The sequence below is a fragment of the Ramlibacter montanisoli genome, assembly GCF_013087525.1.
Lineage (GTDB): Bacteria > Pseudomonadota > Gammaproteobacteria > Burkholderiales > Burkholderiaceae_C > Ramlibacter > Ramlibacter montanisoli.
On sequence record NZ_JABFCS010000001.1, the window covers coordinates 4,005,677 to 4,021,811 of the forward strand.

Consider the following 16,135-nt stretch of genomic DNA (forward strand, 5'->3'; position numbering starts at 1 on the left):
GGCCGCGCGCCTGCGCCGCGCGCTATGCTGGCCCGATGAATGCCAAGCACCTCCTCCTCGTCGCCGCCGCGGCCCTGGCTGCGCCGGCGTTCGCCCAATCCGACGCGCAGTGCATCCTGGCCGGCCGCCTGAACGACCAGGGCCAGTGGGCGCCGCGCTTTGCCGGCGTCCAGCTGCTGGGCGCCCACGGGCAAGCCGTGAACGGCGCCAGCAAGCAGCTGGTGTCGGCGGTGAGCCAGGCGCGCCTGGCGCGCCCCGCGCTGCTGTCGCGCTGCAACGGAGACCAGCCGCTGGCCAGCGCGCCGACGGCGAGCCGCGCGGCCAGAAGACCCAGGTGCCGGCGCTCGCCCGCGGCGTGGTGGACGTGGAAGGCGTGAGCTACCCGAAACTGCGCACCGGCGGCGAACTGGTCGAGCTGCGCGTGCGCGTTCCGGCGCAACGCGTGGTGATGATCAGCCGGTAGTCTGCTGGCGTCGCGGTTCGGGCTGCGCCGCTCACCACGACCTACGAAGCCAGCCTGTAGGTCGTGGTGAGCCCGCAGGCCAACCGCGACATCCCCTCAGGAAAGCACCACCGACGACAAGCGCCGGCGGTAGGTCGCCACCGTCGGATCGTCCGGCGGGATCTGCCCTTCGGCCACCTTCACCTTCGGCGGCTCGATGATCTCCAGGATCGCGATGTAGGTCTTGCGGGCGAGGTCCTCGCTCCAGGCCTTGTCGCGCATCAGGATCTCCAGCAGTTCGTCCATCGCCGCCGTCCAGCGCTGCTGCGCGATCAGGAGGCGCGCCCGGTCGAACCGGGCCTGGAAGTCGCGCCGGTTGGCGGCGATCTTCGCGTCCTCGTCGGCCGGGTTCGGGTGCGATTTCGCGAAGGCGATCGCGTCCAGCCAGCGCGCCAGCGCATCGAGCCTGCGCGAGGTCCCCGCCTTGCTGGCCACCGGCTCGAAGGCGCGGCGGGCCTCCGGCTCGCGGCCCGCGGCCAGCAGGGCCTTCACGTAGTCGAAGCGCGCGTCGTCGTTGGCCGGGTCGGTGGCCACCGCATGCTGCAGGCGCTCGAGCTGGACTGCGGGATCCAGGGCTTCCGGCTCTTCCGCCTGCGGCTCTTCCTCGCCGGCCAGCGCCTGCACGTGCTTGTCCAGGAATTCGCGCACCTTGCCTTCCGGCACCGCGCCCATGAAGCCGTCCACCGGCTGGCCGTTCTTCATCAGCACCACCGTGGGGATGCTCTTGATGCCGAAGGCGCCGGCCGCTGCTGCTCCTCGTCCGAGTTGATCTTGGCCAGCTTGAAGGCGCCGCCGTACTCGGTTTCCAGCTTTTCCAGGATCGGGCCGATCGCCTTGCAGGGCCCGCACCAGGGCGCCCAGAAATCGACCAGGACCGGCTGGCTCAGGGAGGCGGTGACCACCTCCTGTTCGAAGTTTTCGATGGTGATGTCGATCATTCCGGCTCCCTCTGCTCGGCAAAGTAAAATTTGGTGCTTCTTATCAATTCTATGAACATGAGCGCCGTGTCCGTCGGGGTCGTGATGGGGTCCAGCAGCGACTGGGACACCCTGCAGCACGCGGTGCAGATTCTCCAGGAATTCGGCATTGCCCATGAAGCCAGGGTCGTCTCGGCGCACCGCATGCCGGACGACATGTTCGCCTATGCCGAGGCCGCCGCCGGGCGCGGCCTGCAAGCCATCATCGCCGGCGCGGGCGGGGCGGCCCACCTGCCGGGCATGCTGGCCGCCAAGACCACGGTGCCGGTGCTGGGCGTGCCGGTCGCCAGCCGCCACCTGCAGGGCGTGGATTCCCTGCACAGCATCGTGCAGATGCCCAAGGGCATTCCGGTGGCCACCTTCGCCATCGGCGCTGCGGGGGCCGCCAACGCGGCGCTGTTCGCCGTCGCCATGCTGGCGGTGAACGATCCGGCCCTGCGCGCGAAGCTGGACGTCTTCCGCACCCGCCAGACCGAGGCGGCGCGCGCCATGACGCTGCCGCCGCAGGCCCCGGCATGAAGTCCCTGCTGCCGGGCGCCACGCTGGGCGTGATGGGCGGCGGCCAGCTCGGGCGCATGTTCGTTCATGCCGCGCAGCGCATGGGCTACTTCACCGCCGTGCTCGACCCGGACGAGAACAGCCCCGCCGGCCGCGTGAGCCACCACCACGTGCGCGCGGACTACCTCGACGAGCTCGGCCTGGCCCAGCTCTCGGGCCACGCCGAGGCGATCACCACCGAGTTCGAGAACGTGCCCGCCGGCGCGATGGCGCGGCTGGCCGAACACCGGCCGGTGGCGCCGGGCGCGAAGGCCGTGGCCATCGCGCAGGACCGCACCGAGGAGAAGGCGCACTTCACGCGCTGCGGCGTGCGTTGCGCGCCCTATGCGGCCATCACCAGCGAGGAAGACATCGCGCGTGCCGGCGACGATCTGCTGCCCGGCATCCTGAAGACCTCGCGCCTGGGCTACGACGGCAAGGGCCAGGCCCGCGTCGCCACGCGCGCGGAACTGCGCGCCGCCTGGCAGAACCTCGGCCGCACCGACTGCGTGCTGGAAAAGATGCTGCCGCTGGCCTTCGAATGCTCGGTGGTGGTCGCGCGCGGCCGCGACGGCGCCATGGTGCACCTGCCGGTGCAGCGCAACCTGCACCGCAACGGCATCCTGGCGGTGACCGAGGTGCACGAACAATGCATCGCCCCCGCGCAGGCGCAGCAGGCGGTCGCCGCCACCCGTGCCATCGCGCAGGGCCTGGATTACGTCGGCGTGCTGTGCGTCGAGTTCTTCGGCCTGGAGGACGGCTCGCTGGTCGTCAACGAGATGGCGCCGCGGCCGCACAACAGCGGCCACTGGAGCATCGAGGGTGCCGACGTCTCGCAGTTCGAGCTGCAGGTGCGCACGCTGGCCGGCCTGCCGCTGGTGCAGCCGCGCCAGCACAGCCCCGCGATCATGCTGAACCTGCTGGGCGACCTGTGGTTCCGCGAAGCGGGCCGGGAGCTCACGCCCGACTGGGCCGGCGTGCTGGCGCTGCCGGGCACCCACTTGCACCTGTACGGCAAGCTCAGCGCGCGCCCGGGCCGCAAGATGGGCCACCTGACCGTCACCGGTCCGAGCCTGGAAGCGGTGCGCGCGACGGCGCTGCAGGCCGCGCAGTGCCTGGGCATAGACCCCTTCTAGCCATGATCCTCGACGGCCGACAGGACAGCTGCGTGGCGCAGGCGGCGCAGGTGCTCGCCGCCGGCGGCCTGGTCGCCTTCCCCACCGAAACCGTCTACGGCCTGGGCGCCGACGCCGGCAACGAACAGGCCGTGGCCGGCATCTTCGTGGCCAAGGGACGCCCGAGCGACCATCCGCTGATCGTGCACGTGGCCGATGCGGCAGCGGCGCAGCGCTTCGCCGCTTCCGTGCCGCCGGTGGCCCAGCGCCTGATGCAGGCCTTCTGGCCCGGCCCGCTCACGCTGATCCTGCCGCGCCGTGCCGACATGGCGCGTGCCGCTGCCGGTGGCCAGGACTCGATCGGCCTGCGCTGCCCCGCGCACCCGGTGGCGCACGCGCTGCTGCTGGCGTGCGCTCAGGCGCAGCCGCCGGTGCATGGCGTGGCCGGACCGAGCGCCAACCGTTTCGGGCGCGTCAGTCCCACGACCGCGGCGCACGTGGCTTCCGAATTCGATCCGAGCTGCTCGTGCTCGATGGCGGTGCGACGCCGGTCGGCATCGAATCGGCCATCGTCGACTGCACGCGCGGCGTGCCGGTGCTGCTGCGGCCGGGGACGCTCACGCGCGCGCAGATCGAAGCCGCCTGCGGCGAACGCCTGTGGCTGCCGGAAGAACTGCCCGGTGCGGCGCCGCGCGCCTCGGGCACGCTGGAGTCGCACTACGCGCCCGACGCCAAGGTGCGGCTCATGGACGGCCGGAGCCTGCAGACCGCGCTGGACCTGCTGGGGCCCGACGCCGCCGCGATCGCGGTGTACGCGCGCACGCCGGTGCGCACGCGCAGCCCGCATTACCGCCGCATGCCGGACGACGCGGTGGAAACGGCGCGCCAGCTGTTCGCCGTGCTGCGCGATTTTGATGCCGCCCGAGTCAAGCTCATCTGGGTCGAGTCGCCTCCCGACACGCCGGAGTGGGAGGGCGTGCGCGACCGCCTGCGCCGCGCCGCCGCCGGTTGATCCCGGCCCTGCGTTACCTGCGGTTAACCCACGCTCGTTAAACTCGCGCGTTTCATCCGGAGAGAATTCATGGCAACTCAGTGGTTGCGCCGCGCGTGGCTGGTGGCCGCGTTCGCGTCGGCCGCGCTGCTGGCGGCATGCGGTGGTGGCGACAGCATCGAATCGAAGTTCGTCCCCGAGCGCGTCGTTGCCTTCGGCGATGCCGAGGGCGACGTCGGCCAGACCGGCGGGCGGTACACGGTGAACGACAACACGGTGAACATCTGGACGCAGCTCGTGGCCGCGGCCTACGGCAAGACGCTCACCGCGCAGTCCGCCGGCGGGCTGGGCTTCGCCACCGGCAATGCCCGCATCGTGCTCGAGCCCGATGCCGGCGGTTCGACCGCGACGATGACGGTGCGGGAACAGGTCGACACCTTCCTCGCCGCCAACACCTTCGGCGCCAACGACCTCGTGCTGGTGAGCGCCGGCACGTCCGACATCATCGTGCAGGCGAAGGCCGCGCTGGACGGCGCCATCACCGTCGACCAGGCGGAAGTCAACGTGGACCAGGCCGCGCGCGACCTGGCCCTGCAGGTGCGCCGGATCGTGGACGCGGGCGCGCGCCACGTGGTGATCGCGGGCGTGCGCAACCTGGCCATCACGCCCTGGGCACTCGGCGGGGGCCGACCGCCGCCGACTTGCTGCAGCGACTGAGCAGCGTTTCCGCGCGCACCGACCAGAACCAGCCGCGTGCCTTCAACGACCGGCTCAAGATCGAGCTGGCGGACCTGGGCAGCTCGGTGCTCTATGTCGAAACGGCGTCCTACTTCATGCAGATCGTCGCCAATCCGGGCGGCAACGCCCTCGACAACGTGACCGGCGTGGCCTGCACCTCGGTCGACGCGGGCGCCGGGATCGGCACCGGGACCGGCCAGGTGAATTCGCGCAACTGCACGCCGTCCACCCTGCAGGCCGGCATCGACTACGGCCGCTGGCTGTTCGCCGACCGCGTGTACTTCACGCCGCGCGGGCAGCAGCTGCTCGGCGACCTGGTCACCACGCGCCTGCGCGAGCGCTGGTAAACCGCTGGGGGCCGCGATGCCCCTCAGCCGTAGCGCACTTTCATGGTGAGGATGACGCTGGCGAGGGCCAGCGTCACCGCATTGGCGATGACGATCGGCCACGCGCCCATCATCCATCCGTACAGGAGCCACAGGGCCACGCCCACGGTGAACACGCTGTACATCCCGAGCGAGATCCCGCGCACGTCGCGCGTGCGGAAGGTCAGCCAGGCCTGCGGCACGAAGCTCAGGGTGGTGAGGATGGCGGCGCCATAGCCGACCAGTTCATGCAAGGTCACGGGAAGCTTAGTCCTCAGGGTTGGCGCGCCGTCCATTCGACCAGCGCCTGCACGGCCGGCCGGATGCCCGAGGCCCGGCGGTGGTTGGCGATCGCCACCAGCACGTAGCGGCGGCCCTGCACGCCGTGCACGTAGCCGGCCACGCCGGACACCTCGTTCAGGCTGCCGGTCTTCAGGTGCGCCAGGCCCACGTTCTGGCGCTGGCGCCGCAGCGTGCCGTCGAGGCCGAGCGCGGGCAGCGAAGCCACCAGGTCGGGCATCAGCGGCGACACCCACGCGGCCTGCAGCAATTGCGCGAGCTGGCGCGCCGTCACCACCTCGTTGCGCGAGAGGCCCGAGCCGTTCTCGGTCACCGGCGGCTCGCCGCCGAAGCGCTCGCGCCACCAGTTGCGCAGCACCTCGCGCGAGCCCTCCAGGCTGCCGGTGCCGCGCTGCTGCAGGCTCAGGGTCAGGAACACCTGCTGCGCCATCACGTTGTTGCTGAACTTGTTGATGTCGCGGATCACTTCGGCCAGCGGCGGCGAGCTGAATTCGAACGCGGGTTTCGCTCCCGCCGGCGCGCTGCCGTCGCGCACTTCGCCGCGCAGGTGGCCGCCGACCTCGCGCCACATCGCACCCACGGAGCGCGCCGCATAGCCCGCGGCGTCGGGGAAGGCGACCTGCCAGACCTGCTCGCCGCACGCGCGCGGGAAGCTGCCGGCAAAGCGCACGTTGCCGGGGTTGCTGAAGTCCGCCGCCAGGCCGGTGATCCAGTCGCCGCATGGCTCCGCCGACAGCGGCACCGAGGCCGGCCACTGCACGCCGGCCAGCGCCGGCTCCGCCCGCACCTGGGCGCGCGTCCCGTCGGGCGTGAGCGTCACGGTCACGGTCTTGAAGTTGACCAGCAGCGCGTCGGCACCCGCGTTGTAGGGGCGCAGCGGCAGGCCGTCGAAGGCGGCGGGATCGTGCGGCGGCAGCGTGAAGGCGCTGCGGTCCAGGACGATGTCGCCGGTGATGGTGTGCACGCCCATGCCGCGCACCCGCTGCAGCAGCAGCCAGAGCCGCTCGCTCACCAGCTTGGGATCGCCCTGTCCCTTGATGACCAGGTTGCCCTGCAGCACGCCCATGCGCACCGGCCCGTCGAAATAGACGGGCGTGGTCCACGCGAAGGTGGGGCCCAGCAGGTCCAGGGCGGCATAGGTGGTGGCCAGCTTGATCACCGACGCCGGGTTGACGGGGGTGTCGACGCGGTGGGCGACGCGGGCCGTGCCGCCCTCGGCCGGCGCGACCAGCATCACCACCGCGTCGCGCGGCAGGCCCTGTTCAGCCAGCACGGCCTCCACGGCGGCCGGCAGCGCCTGGGCGAGGACCGCGCCCGGGGCCCAGGCGAGCAGGCAGAGGGCAAGGCGGATCCAGCGCGGCATGCGCGCCATTATGGGATGGCCGGACCTTCGATAATGGCGGGTTCCGCCCGCGCCGCATGAAACTCCTCGCCTTCGACACCAGCACCGAAACCCTGTCCATCGCGGCCAGTGCCGGTGCCGGTGCGCCCGCCCTGGAATACACCGGTCCGGGCGGCGCGCTGGCCTCGGCGGCGCTGATCCCGGAGATCGAGGCCCTGCTGGCGCGCGCCGGCCTGGCGCTGGGGGAGCTGGATGCGATCGCGTTCGGCCGCGGCCCGGGCTCCTTCACCGGCCTGCGCACCGCGGCGGCGGTGGCGCAGGGGCTCGGCTTCGGCACCGGCGTGCCGGTGCTGGCGGTGGACACCTTGCTGGCGGTGGCCGAGGAAGCGCGCGCCGCCAGCGGCGAGAACCGTATCGTGGCCCTGCTCGATGCCCGCATGGACGAGGTGTATTTCGCCGCCTACGAGTACCAGGACGGGGCCTGGACGACGCGCCAGCCGCCCGCCCTGGGTCGCCCCGAATCCGTGGACCTGCCACCCGGCTGGGCGCTGGCGGGCAACGTCTTCGCACTGCACGGCGAACGCCTCCCGACCGGCGGCGCCCGGATCGCCGTCCTGCCGACGGCCGGCGCCTTGCTGCGCCTGGCGCCCCGGCTGCTGGCCGGCACCGGCTCGCACCCGGCGGCAGAAGCCCTGCCGCTCTACATCCGGGACAAAGTAGCGCAAACTACCGAGGAGCGCGCGGCCGACCGCGCGCGCAAGGACCTGCTGCTTGGCAAGTCCACCGTGGAGCCCCGATGAGCGCAGTCTTCAAGTCCATGGAAGCGGGCTTCGAGCCCATGACCGAGTCCCGCCTGGACGAGGTGGTCGCCATCGAGCGCCGCGCCTATGCCCACCCGTGGACGCGCGGCAACTTCATCGACTCGCTGCGTTCCGGCTACCAGGCGCAGCTGCTGTGCGTGGGCGACGCGATCGTCGGTTATTTCGTGGCCATGCAGGGCGTGGATGAAGTGCACCTGCTCAACATCACGGTCGAGCCCGAGCACCAGGGCCAGGGCTGGGGCCGCGTGCTGCTGGACGCCCTGGCCTTGTGGGCGCGCTCGCAGCGCTCGCAGTGGCTGTGGCTGGAAGTGCGCACCAGCAACAAGCGGGCGCAGCAGGTCTACCTGCGCTACGGCTACCGGCGGGTGGGCGAGCGCAAGCACTACTACCCGGCCGACCAGGGCACGCGCGAAGACGCCATCGTCATGAGCTACAAGCTATGAGCCTGCAGCTCGACGCGCGCCAGCGCGCCATGCTGGAGGAAATGGGGGTCCGGGTGTTCGCCCCGGAAAACGCCTTCCTTCCCGAGGAGGACATCGCGCCTGTCCTGTCGGCACGCGAAGTGCCTGCCGCCGCGCAGCCTCGGCCCGCGGTCGTGCAAGCGCCGCAGCCCGTGGCCCAAGCGCGCGCCCCCGTTCCGGCCACGGGACCGCGCGAGCGCATCCCCGGCATCGAGCGGATGGAGTGGGACGCGCTCAAGCAGGCAGTGGCCGTCTGCCAGGCGTGCAAGCTGTGCGAGGGCCGCACCAACACCGTGTTCGGCGTGGGCGACCAGCAGGCCGACTGGCTGGTGGTGGGCGAGGCGCCGGGCGAGAACGAGGACCTGCAGGGCGAGCCCTTCGTCGGCCAGGCCGGCAAGCTGCTGGACAACATGCTGGCCGCGCTGAGCCTGTCGCGCCGCGAGCGCGTCTACATCGCGAACGTGCTGAAGTGCCGGCCGCCGGGCAACCGCAACCCGGAACCGGAGGAGATCGCGCAGTGCGAGCCCTTCCTGCGCCGGCAGGTGGAGCTGCTGCGGCCCAAGATCATCCTGGCGGTCGGCCGCTTCGCGGTGCAGACCCTGCTGCAGACCAACGAGCCGATCGGCCGCCTGCGCGGGCGCGTGCACCGCTACCACGACGTGCCGGTGGTCGTCACCTACCACCCCGCCTACCTGCTGCGCAACCTGCCGGACAAGGCCAAGGCCTGGGCCGACCTGTGCCTGGCGCAGGCGGTGCTGCGCGAAGCGTCCTAGGGCAGGCGCGGCATGTAGGCGGACGGTGCGAGCGTGCGCGCCGCGTAGTCGATGCCGCTGAAGGCGGCGAAGTCCGCCAGCGTGCGTCGCGTGCCCAGGCCGTACACGCCGAGGTCCTCCCCGCCACCAGGGACGCGAGCCGCGCGCGCGAGCGCTGCTCGTGCGACCACCAGCTCACCTCGCGCTGCGCCTCGTGCGCGGGTTCCCAGTGCAGCGGGCGCGGCGGCGCGCCGGCATCGGGATCGTTGTACAGGTGGTGGATCGGCAGGCCCGGCACGTGGAACAGGTCCCAGCCGTGCGTGTACAGGCGCAGCGTCAGCGCCTGCTCCTCGCCGTGGAAGTACAGCCAGGGGTCGTAGGGCAGGTCCTGCACGATCGCGCCGGGCGCGAACAGGCAGCCGGCGCCGCAGTGGAAGGCAGGCATCGCCTGCGTGCTCTCCACCGGGTGCGCCTCGAAGGGCAGCACCGGGTGCGCGGGGTCGAACTGCGCCCCCGGCCGCACCACCTGCGCCAGCACGCCGCTGGTGGTGGGGCGCCGCACCACCTGGCCCTGCTCGAACACGAAGGCATTGGGGTAGGAGGTCAGCACCAGCCGCCGCTGCGGCGCGCCCAGCGCCATCGCCTGCGCGACCAGGCGCTCGTCCCATCCCGGGTCGAAGTCCATGTGCGAGTCCAGCTGCAGGAACCACTCCTCGCCGTCGTGCAGCGTCATCGCCAGCGCGCGCGCCCAGCACGGCCCGCGCGCGTCGCGCAGGTCGACCTGCACCTGCGTCAGGCGGGCCGGCCCCGGCGCGGCAAGGCGTTCGCTGCCGGCGGGCGACTGGTCGACGACGGCGAAATGCAGCCGCTGCGGCGCGCTGGCCGTCGCGACCGCGCGCGCCAGCGTGAAGGGCAGCACGGGGTCGCAGTAGGAGGCGATGCTGAGGAAGATGCGCATGGCACTTTGTCACGTCATGTTATCAACCGCGCCACAGGGCCGCCGGCGCGGTCGACCGTGACGTATGCCGCGGCGATGGCGGCCGCGCGCGTGACGGTGCCCGCCTCTCCCCGGCGGTGCATTGCCCGCCTTGTAACGCTGTGCTACCGTCGCCCGATCTCGAGGGGGCCAGCGCACCCGCCCACAGGCAGGACGGGAGCGGTCGCCGCGTTCAGCAGGGATGTCAACGCCGGGATCGACCAGGTGCACCTGGCACGGCGGCAGGAGCAGAACAATGTCCAGGGTTCCGTCCAGGTCGACGCGCGGCGCGCGTGCCGCCGCAGCCAGTCCGGCGGTGGCCGGCTTCCGTCCCGCGAGCGCCGCACTCGCCGTCGCCGCCGCCTTCGCCGCCCACACCGGGAACGTGCAAGCGCAGCCGGTGCCGATCGGCGCGATCCACGGCACGGCCTCCTTCACGCGCAACGGCAGCAACCTGCTGGTCACCACGACCAACGGCGCGGGCACCAGCCACTCCGCCATCGACTGGCGCAGCTTCTCCGTCCCGGGCGGCAGCGTCACCCACTTCCAGCAGCCGACGGCGGCCAGCACCTCGATCAACCGCGTGCTGGGTCCCGACCCGTCGGCGATCTTCGGCACCCTCAGCTCCAACGGCCGGCTGGTGCTGGTCAACCCCGCCGGCATCACCGTGGGCAAGGGCGCGCTGGTGGACACCGCGGCCTTCACCGCGATGACCTTGAGGATGAGCGATGCCGACGCGCTCGCGGGCCGCATCGCCGGCACCGGCGACGGCGCGGGTGTGCTGCAGGTGGATGGCCACGTGATCGCGCGCAATGGCGATGTCGTGCTGATCGGCTCCAAGGTACAGACCGGCAGCGACGCGGTGGTGCAGGCCGACGGCGCCGTGGTGCTGGCGGCAGGCCAGAAGGCGGAACTCACCGGCCGCGGGCTGGAAGGCATCCATCTCGAAGTGCAGGCCGGCAACGAGGCGGTGAACCTCGGCACGCTCCAGGGCGACGCGGTCGGCATCTTCGCCAACACGCTGCGCCACAGCGGACTGGTGCAGGCACAGGCGGTGACGAGCGAAGGCGGGCGCGTGGTGCTGAAGGCCACGGGAGGCGATGCCTACGTGTCCGGCACGATCGTCGCAGCCGGCGCGGATGGCAAGGGCGGCAGCATCGACGTGCTGGGCCAGCGCGTCGCGCTGGAAGACGGAGCGTCGCTGCAGGCGAACGGTGCGCTCGGCGGCGGGCAGGTGCGCGTGGGCGGCGACTACCAGGGGCAGAACCCGGACGTGCCGAACGCGCAGATGGCGTACGTGGCTGCGAACGCTCGCATCGAAGCCGACGCGACCGGGCAGGGCGACGGCGGGCGGGTGATCGTCTGGGCGGACGACACGACACGGATGCACGGGCAGATTTCCGCGCGCGGCGGCGCAAGCGGCGGCAACGGCGGCTTCGCGGAGGTGTCCGGCAAGCGCTACCTGGAGTTCACGGGACGGGTCGACCTGCGGGCGCCGGCGGGCAGAGCGGGGACGCTGCTGCTGGATCCGGGTGACGTCGTCATCGACAACGTCGGGCCGACAGACGCATCGCTGAGCGGCTCGCCGCTCACTGGTTTTGTGTATGGCGGCAGTACGGGCCCGACGGTGATCAAGGAGACGGACCTGGAGGCGCAGCTCGCGCTTTCAAGCGTCATCGTCGCGACGGACGGGTCGAGCGGCGGCAAGATCACGCTGGCCGGCAATGCGATCGTCGATTGGTCTACAACCAACGCGCTTGGCCTGCAGGCGGACAACGGCGTCGACCTGCAGGGCAACATCAATGCCACGGCCGCCGGATCCGCAGTCTCGATCCAGGCCCTGGGCGGCAACGTGACCCAGGCTTCCACGAGCGTGGTGAAGGTCGACAACCTGCTGGTCAACGCGCCGCAGGGCAGCATCACCATGGACGGCGCCAACCTGGTGAACAGGCTGGCCGCGAACACCGGTGGCAGCATGTTGTTCACCAACGCGCAGTCGGTCAACATCGCGACCGTGGGCACGCCCTATGGCGCCCAGCGCAGCGGGATCACCGCCACCGGGGACGTGCGGGTCAGGACGACGAACGCGGGCAACATCGCCGTCGCGGTTCCGCCGCCTCCGCCTCCATCCCCGACGCCCGCACCCGTGCCCGCGGCCATCAGCGCCCAGAACGTCACCTTGCAGGCGGCCGGCGGCATCGACCTCCAGGGCAGCGTCACCGCGACGGCGAGCACCGGCGGCGTCCTGCTGCAGGCGAGCGGCGGAACCATCAACCAGCTTGCCGCCAACAGCGTGATCACGGCGCAGTCGCTGCTCGCCACGGCTGCCACGGGCGCCAACCTGACGGGTGCGAACGCCGTGGGCACCCTGGCTGGGTCGGGCGGCAGCGGCACGTTCGCCTTCCGCAATGCGCAAGCGCTATCGGTGGGTACGGTCGCCGTAGGCGCCGTCACCGGCACTGGCGTCACGGCGGGCTCCGTCAGCCTCGCTTCCGACGCGTCCATGCTGGTGACCGGCGGCGTCGACGCTTCTTCGGGCCTGCTGAAAGTGCAGGCGCAAGACCTCACGGTCTCCGGAGCCGGGAAACTGAAAAGCTCGGGGACCGGTGATGTCGACATCCTCACCAATGGCCTCAACTTCTCGGGCAGCACGGGAGTGGCGGTCGAGAGCGTGAACGCGCGTGTCGTCATCAACCCGCTGACGGTGAATCCCACCGGCCCCGGCGTGGCGATCGTCGGCAGCGGGGGCGTCCTCCTGGACGGCGGCTTCAACCTTGCCAACACGGACCTGGACCGGATCCAGTCCAAGACGCTGGTGATCGGCAACGGCGCACTCGACATGCCGATTGCGCTGATCGGCAACGTCTCGCTGCTGCCCACCCGTGTGCCGGAACTGAGCTTGATCACGGGGCGCGACATCTCGCAGTTCTCGGGCACGCTCAGCGTCGCCGGCGTCAACCTCGACGGCCACACGGTGTTCGTGGGGAACGCGGGCAACCAGGTGGGCACGGTGTCCGGCCGCTACGACGACACCTTCGACTTCCACAGCGACAGCAACCTTTCCATCGGCACGGTCGACGGCATCGCCGGTGTGCAGGTGGTCAGCCCGACGATCGCAGTCCCGGACGTGTTCATCAGCAGCCTCGGCACCCTGACCGTCAACGCCAAGGTCACAGGCGGACTGGTGTCGCTGGAAGGCAGCACGGTGCAGCTCGCCGGCGGCGCACAGGTCGTTTCCACCGGCGGCCTTGGCGGCGTGGACATCATCGCCACAGGCGCCGGCACCAACAACCTCAGCGGCGGCTCGCTGGCCAGCGACAACTTCGTGCAGATCGAAGGCGACGGCACCTTCGTCCTCGGCAACGTGACCGCCCCCTTCCTGAGCCTGGTCGAAGGCGCGACGGCGGCGCCCACGGTGTTCCAGCAGGGCGCCGGCGCCATCAAGGCGAGCGTGTTCGGTTCGCTCGACACGGATGCCGGCAGCAGCGTGCAGTTCCTCAATGCCGGCAACGAGATCGCCTCGCTGTCGCTGTCCGCCACCGGTGACGTGAAGATCGCGAGTAGCATCACCCTGGACGTCGGTTTCGCCAGCGGCACCAACGTGCAGTTGAAGGGGGCCAACGTCTTCGTGGGCGTCGAGAGTGCCGTCACCGCCGTCGGCAATGTCGACATTTCCGGCACCGGCGCCGGCAGCACGATCGACACCACCGGCGGCTTCATCTCCGCCGGCGGCAACGTGGGCTTCACCAATGCCGGCGATGTGGTGCTCGGCGGCGTCAGCACCAACACCTTGAGCGCCAGCATCGCCGGTTCGCTGTCGCAGGACCCCTTCACCTTCCCCCTTCCTCGATGCGCCCGGCGGCATCACCCTCAACGTCGGCGGCTCGGTCGACCTGGGCGGCAAGCTCGGACATGTGACCGGTTCCGCGGGTGGTGGCATCACCCTGGCCGGCGCCGGCGGCGTCGGCGCGGCGGGCCTGGGCTCCGGCGGCGACATCGAACTCTCGTCGATCGGGCCGGTCGCGGCGGCCGGCCCCGCGCAGTTCCTCGCGGCGCTCGTTCCCACCTCGCCGGGGGACCTCGACCTGATCGGGAGTGTCACCGCCGCAGGCATCGTGACCCTCATCAGCGCGAACAGCGTGGTCGTGCAGGACACGTCCACCGTCTCCGGCACCAGCCTGCAGATGAACGCGCCGCTCACCTCGGTGTTCGGCACGCTCAAGCCCGGCGGCAGCGGCGGCATCGGCTCCGCAACCGCCACCGGCGACCTGTTCATCGGCAGCACAGGCAGCGTGCAGATGGATGTCGCGTCGCTGACCTCGTTCGACACGCTGAACGTCACCGGCGCGGCCACCACGGGTTCGACCGCGGCGCTGCAATTCGTCGATGGCACCGGCGGCACGTCCACCGGGAGCTTCACGCCGACTTCGCTGGGAAGCGGCTCCAGCCTGAGCTTCAAGCTACCAAGTACGAACTGGAGCGTCAGCGGGACCCAGCCCTATGTCGTCACGATCGGCCTCCCGCCGCCTCCGCCGGCCCCCGGGCCGGTCACGCAACCGCTGCCGCTGGAGGAAGTCATCAACCAGGTGACCACCTTCGCCACCTTGTTCCTGCAGGAAGCCCAGGCGCAGCAGGAGGAAGAAGCCAAGGACAAGGCGATCGGCAAGGACGACATCGTCATCACCGAGACCGCCTGCAAGTAGCCGCCGCCGGCCGCCGCGCGCGGCCGGTGCGCGTCAGAAGCGCGGCAGGTCCGGGTGCGTGATCCTGCCGCCGCGCACCAGCATCTTTCCGTATTCCGCGCAGCGGTTCAGCGTCGGGATCACCTTGCCGGGATTGAGCAGTTCCTTGCTGTCGAAGGCGCGCTTGACCGCGCGCATCTGCTCCAGCTCCTCGGGGCTGAACTGCACGCACATCGAGCTGAGCTTCTCCACGCCCACGCCGTGCTCTCCGGTCACCGTGCCGCCCATGGCGACGCTGGTCTCCAGGATCTCGGCGCCAAACAGCTCGCAGCGGTGCAGCTGGTCGGCGTCGTTGGCATCGAACAGGATCAGCGGGTGCAGGTTGCCGTCGCCCGCATGGAACACGTTGGCGCAGCGCAGGCCGTACTTCTTCTCCATCTCCTGGATCGCCAGCAGGATGTCCGCCAGGCGCTTGCGCGGGATGGTCGAATCCATGCACATGTAGTCGGGGCTGATGCGGCCGGAGGCGGGGAAGGCGTTCTTGCGGCCGCTCCAGAACTTCAGGCGCTCGGCCTCGTCGCGACTGACCGCGATGGCGGTGGCGCCGGCGTTGCGCAGCACCTCGCTCATGCGGCCGATCTCCTCTTCCACTTCCTCCGGCGTGCCATCGCTCTCGCACAGCAGGATGGCTTCGGCCGTGAGGTCGTAGCCGGCGTGCACGAAGTCCTCGACGGCGGCCGTCATCGGCTTGTCCATCATCTCCAGGCCGGCCGGGATGATGCCGGCGGCGATCACCGCGGCGACCGCATCGCCGGCTTTGCGCACGTCGTCGAAGCTGGCCATGATGCAGCGCGCCAGCAGCGGCTTGGGCACCAGCTTCACGGTGACTTCGGTGGCCACGGCCAGCATGCCCTCGCTGCCGATCACGATGGCCAGCAGGTCGAAGCCGGGCGCGTCCAGCGCCGCGCTGCCGAATTCCACCGGCTCGCCCTCGGCCGTGAAGCCGCGCACCTTCAGCACGTTGTGCACGGTCAGGCCGTACTTCAGGCAGTGCACGCCGCCCGAGTTCTCGGCCACGTTGCCGCCGATGGTGCAGGCGATCTGGCTGGAAGGATCGGGCGCGTAGTACAGGCCGTAGCTCGCCGCCGCCTCGCTGATCGCCAGGTTGCGCACGCCGCATTGCACGACCGCCGTGCGCGAGACGGGATCCACGCTCTGGATCGCGTTGAACTTCGCCCAGAGAGCGTGACGCCGAGCTTGTGCGGCATGGCGCCGCCGGACAGCCCGGTGCCGGCGCCGCGCGCGACCACCGGCACCTCCAGCGCGTGGCAGGTCTTGAGCACCGCCTGCACCTGCGCCTCGCTTTCCGGCAGCGCCACCACCAGCGGCCGCTGGCGGTAGGCCGTGAGGCCGTCGCACTCGTAGGGCGTGGTCTCCTCGGCGTGCCACAGCAGGCAGTCGGCCGGCAGCACCTTCGCGAGGGCCGCGACGACCTGTGCCTGCCGCTCGGCGCGGGCCAGGACTTCGGGATCGGTGGGGGCGTTCATGCGGCGTATCTTTCCACGATTGCGGCGGC

12 protein-coding genes and 4 pseudogenes are annotated in these 16,135 nt (G+C 71.1%); 11 read left to right on the forward strand and 5 right to left on the reverse strand.

The window, feature by feature from the left end; translation table 11 throughout:
- Nucleotides 1-35: 35 nt before the first annotated feature.
- Together HK415_RS19790 and HK415_RS25970 are read left to right on the forward strand one after the other, a co-directional pair.
- Nucleotides 36-377, forward strand: coding sequence for a hypothetical protein (locus tag HK415_RS19790; RefSeq protein ID WP_171562225.1), 342 nt, complete (start codon nucleotides 36-38; stop codon nucleotides 375-377).
- Nucleotides 335-463: a hypothetical protein gene (locus tag HK415_RS25970; protein WP_256373068.1), complete on the forward strand. Its 129-nt coding sequence runs from the start codon at nucleotides 335-337 to the stop codon at nucleotides 461-463. Before HK415_RS19790 ends, HK415_RS25970 begins: the two co-directional genes overlap by 43 nt.
- Before the next feature lie 96 nt (nucleotides 464-559).
- Here HK415_RS25970 and trxA read toward each other — a convergent pair.
- Nucleotides 560-1,440, reverse strand: a pseudogene (gene trxA, locus HK415_RS19795) (thioredoxin).
- 57 nt (nucleotides 1,441-1,497) lie between these two features.
- Between trxA and purE the strand changes: the two are divergent.
- The 5 genes and pseudogenes from purE (at nucleotide 1,498) to HK415_RS25570 (ending at nucleotide 5,207) form a co-directional block, all read left to right on the forward strand.
- Nucleotides 1,498-1,998, forward strand: a complete 501-nt coding sequence (gene purE / locus HK415_RS19800; RefSeq protein WP_171562227.1) for a 5-(carboxyamino)imidazole ribonucleotide mutase — start codon at nucleotides 1,498-1,500, stop codon at nucleotides 1,996-1,998.
- Complete coding sequence (locus HK415_RS19805) at nucleotides 1,995-3,152, forward strand: 5-(carboxyamino)imidazole ribonucleotide synthase (RefSeq protein ID WP_171562229.1); 1,158 nt, start codon at nucleotides 1,995-1,997, stop codon at nucleotides 3,150-3,152. The genes purE and HK415_RS19805 overlap by 4 nt, the downstream gene beginning before the upstream one ends.
- Before the next feature lie 2 nt (nucleotides 3,153-3,154).
- Nucleotides 3,155-4,143 (forward strand): annotated as a pseudogene (locus tag HK415_RS19810) (L-threonylcarbamoyladenylate synthase).
- 69 nt (nucleotides 4,144-4,212) lie between these two features.
- On the forward strand, nucleotides 4,213-4,839 hold the full coding sequence (locus tag HK415_RS25565) for an SGNH/GDSL hydrolase family protein (RefSeq protein ID WP_171562231.1): 627 nt from the start codon (nucleotides 4,213-4,215) through the stop codon (nucleotides 4,837-4,839).
- Nucleotides 4,824-5,207, forward strand: a complete 384-nt coding sequence (locus tag HK415_RS25570; RefSeq protein ID WP_171562232.1) for an SGNH/GDSL hydrolase family protein — start codon at nucleotides 4,824-4,826, stop codon at nucleotides 5,205-5,207. The genes HK415_RS25565 and HK415_RS25570 overlap by 16 nt, the downstream gene beginning before the upstream one ends.
- Before the next feature lie 23 nt (nucleotides 5,208-5,230).
- Here the strand turns inward: HK415_RS25570 and HK415_RS19825 are convergent, their stop codons facing one another.
- Nucleotides 5,231-5,521: a SemiSWEET transporter gene (locus tag HK415_RS19825; RefSeq protein ID WP_216369834.1), complete on the reverse strand. Its 291-nt coding sequence runs from the start codon at nucleotides 5,519-5,521 to the stop codon at nucleotides 5,231-5,233.
- Nucleotides 5,500-6,888, reverse strand: a complete 1,389-nt coding sequence (gene dacB / locus HK415_RS19830) for a D-alanyl-D-alanine carboxypeptidase/D-alanyl-D-alanine endopeptidase (protein ID WP_171562236.1) — start codon at nucleotides 6,886-6,888, stop codon at nucleotides 5,500-5,502. Before dacB ends, HK415_RS19825 begins: the two co-directional genes overlap by 22 nt.
- A gap of 56 nt (nucleotides 6,889-6,944) precedes the next feature.
- Between dacB and tsaB the strand changes: the two genes are divergently transcribed.
- From tsaB to HK415_RS19845, 3 genes and pseudogenes are all read left to right on the forward strand, one after another.
- Nucleotides 6,945-7,667: a tRNA (adenosine(37)-N6)-threonylcarbamoyltransferase complex dimerization subunit type 1 TsaB gene (tsaB, locus tag HK415_RS19835; protein ID WP_171562238.1), complete on the forward strand. Its 723-nt coding sequence runs from the start codon at nucleotides 6,945-6,947 to the stop codon at nucleotides 7,665-7,667.
- Nucleotides 7,668-7,705: 38 nt separating this feature from the next.
- Nucleotides 7,706-8,056, forward strand: a pseudogene (rimI, locus tag HK415_RS19840) (ribosomal protein S18-alanine N-acetyltransferase); the annotation flags it as partial.
- Nucleotides 7,957-8,922, forward strand: a complete 966-nt coding sequence (locus HK415_RS19845) for a uracil-DNA glycosylase (RefSeq protein WP_507236455.1) — start codon at nucleotides 7,957-7,959, stop codon at nucleotides 8,920-8,922. The pseudogene rimI and the gene HK415_RS19845, both read left to right, overlap by 100 nt.
- Here the strand turns inward: HK415_RS19845 and HK415_RS19850 are convergent.
- The gene (locus tag HK415_RS19850) at nucleotides 8,822-9,859 is read right to left on the reverse strand and encodes a GlcNAc-transferase family protein (protein ID WP_171562243.1); all 1,038 of its coding nucleotides are present in this window, start codon (nucleotides 9,857-9,859) and stop codon (nucleotides 8,822-8,824) included. The genes HK415_RS19845 and HK415_RS19850 overlap by 101 nt on opposite strands.
- A gap of 274 nt (nucleotides 9,860-10,133) precedes the next feature.
- On the opposite strand from HK415_RS19850, the gene HK415_RS19855 reads away from it, so the two are divergent.
- Entirely contained in the window at nucleotides 10,134-14,642 is a 4,509-nt protein-coding gene (locus tag HK415_RS19855; protein WP_171562245.1) for a two-partner secretion domain-containing protein, read from the forward strand.
- Here HK415_RS19855 and HK415_RS19860 read toward each other — a convergent pair.
- A pseudogene (locus HK415_RS19860) lies at nucleotides 14,614-16,106 on the reverse strand (FAD-linked oxidase C-terminal domain-containing protein). The gene HK415_RS19855 and the pseudogene HK415_RS19860 overlap by 29 nt on opposite strands.
- Nucleotides 16,107-16,135 lie beyond the last annotated feature (29 nt).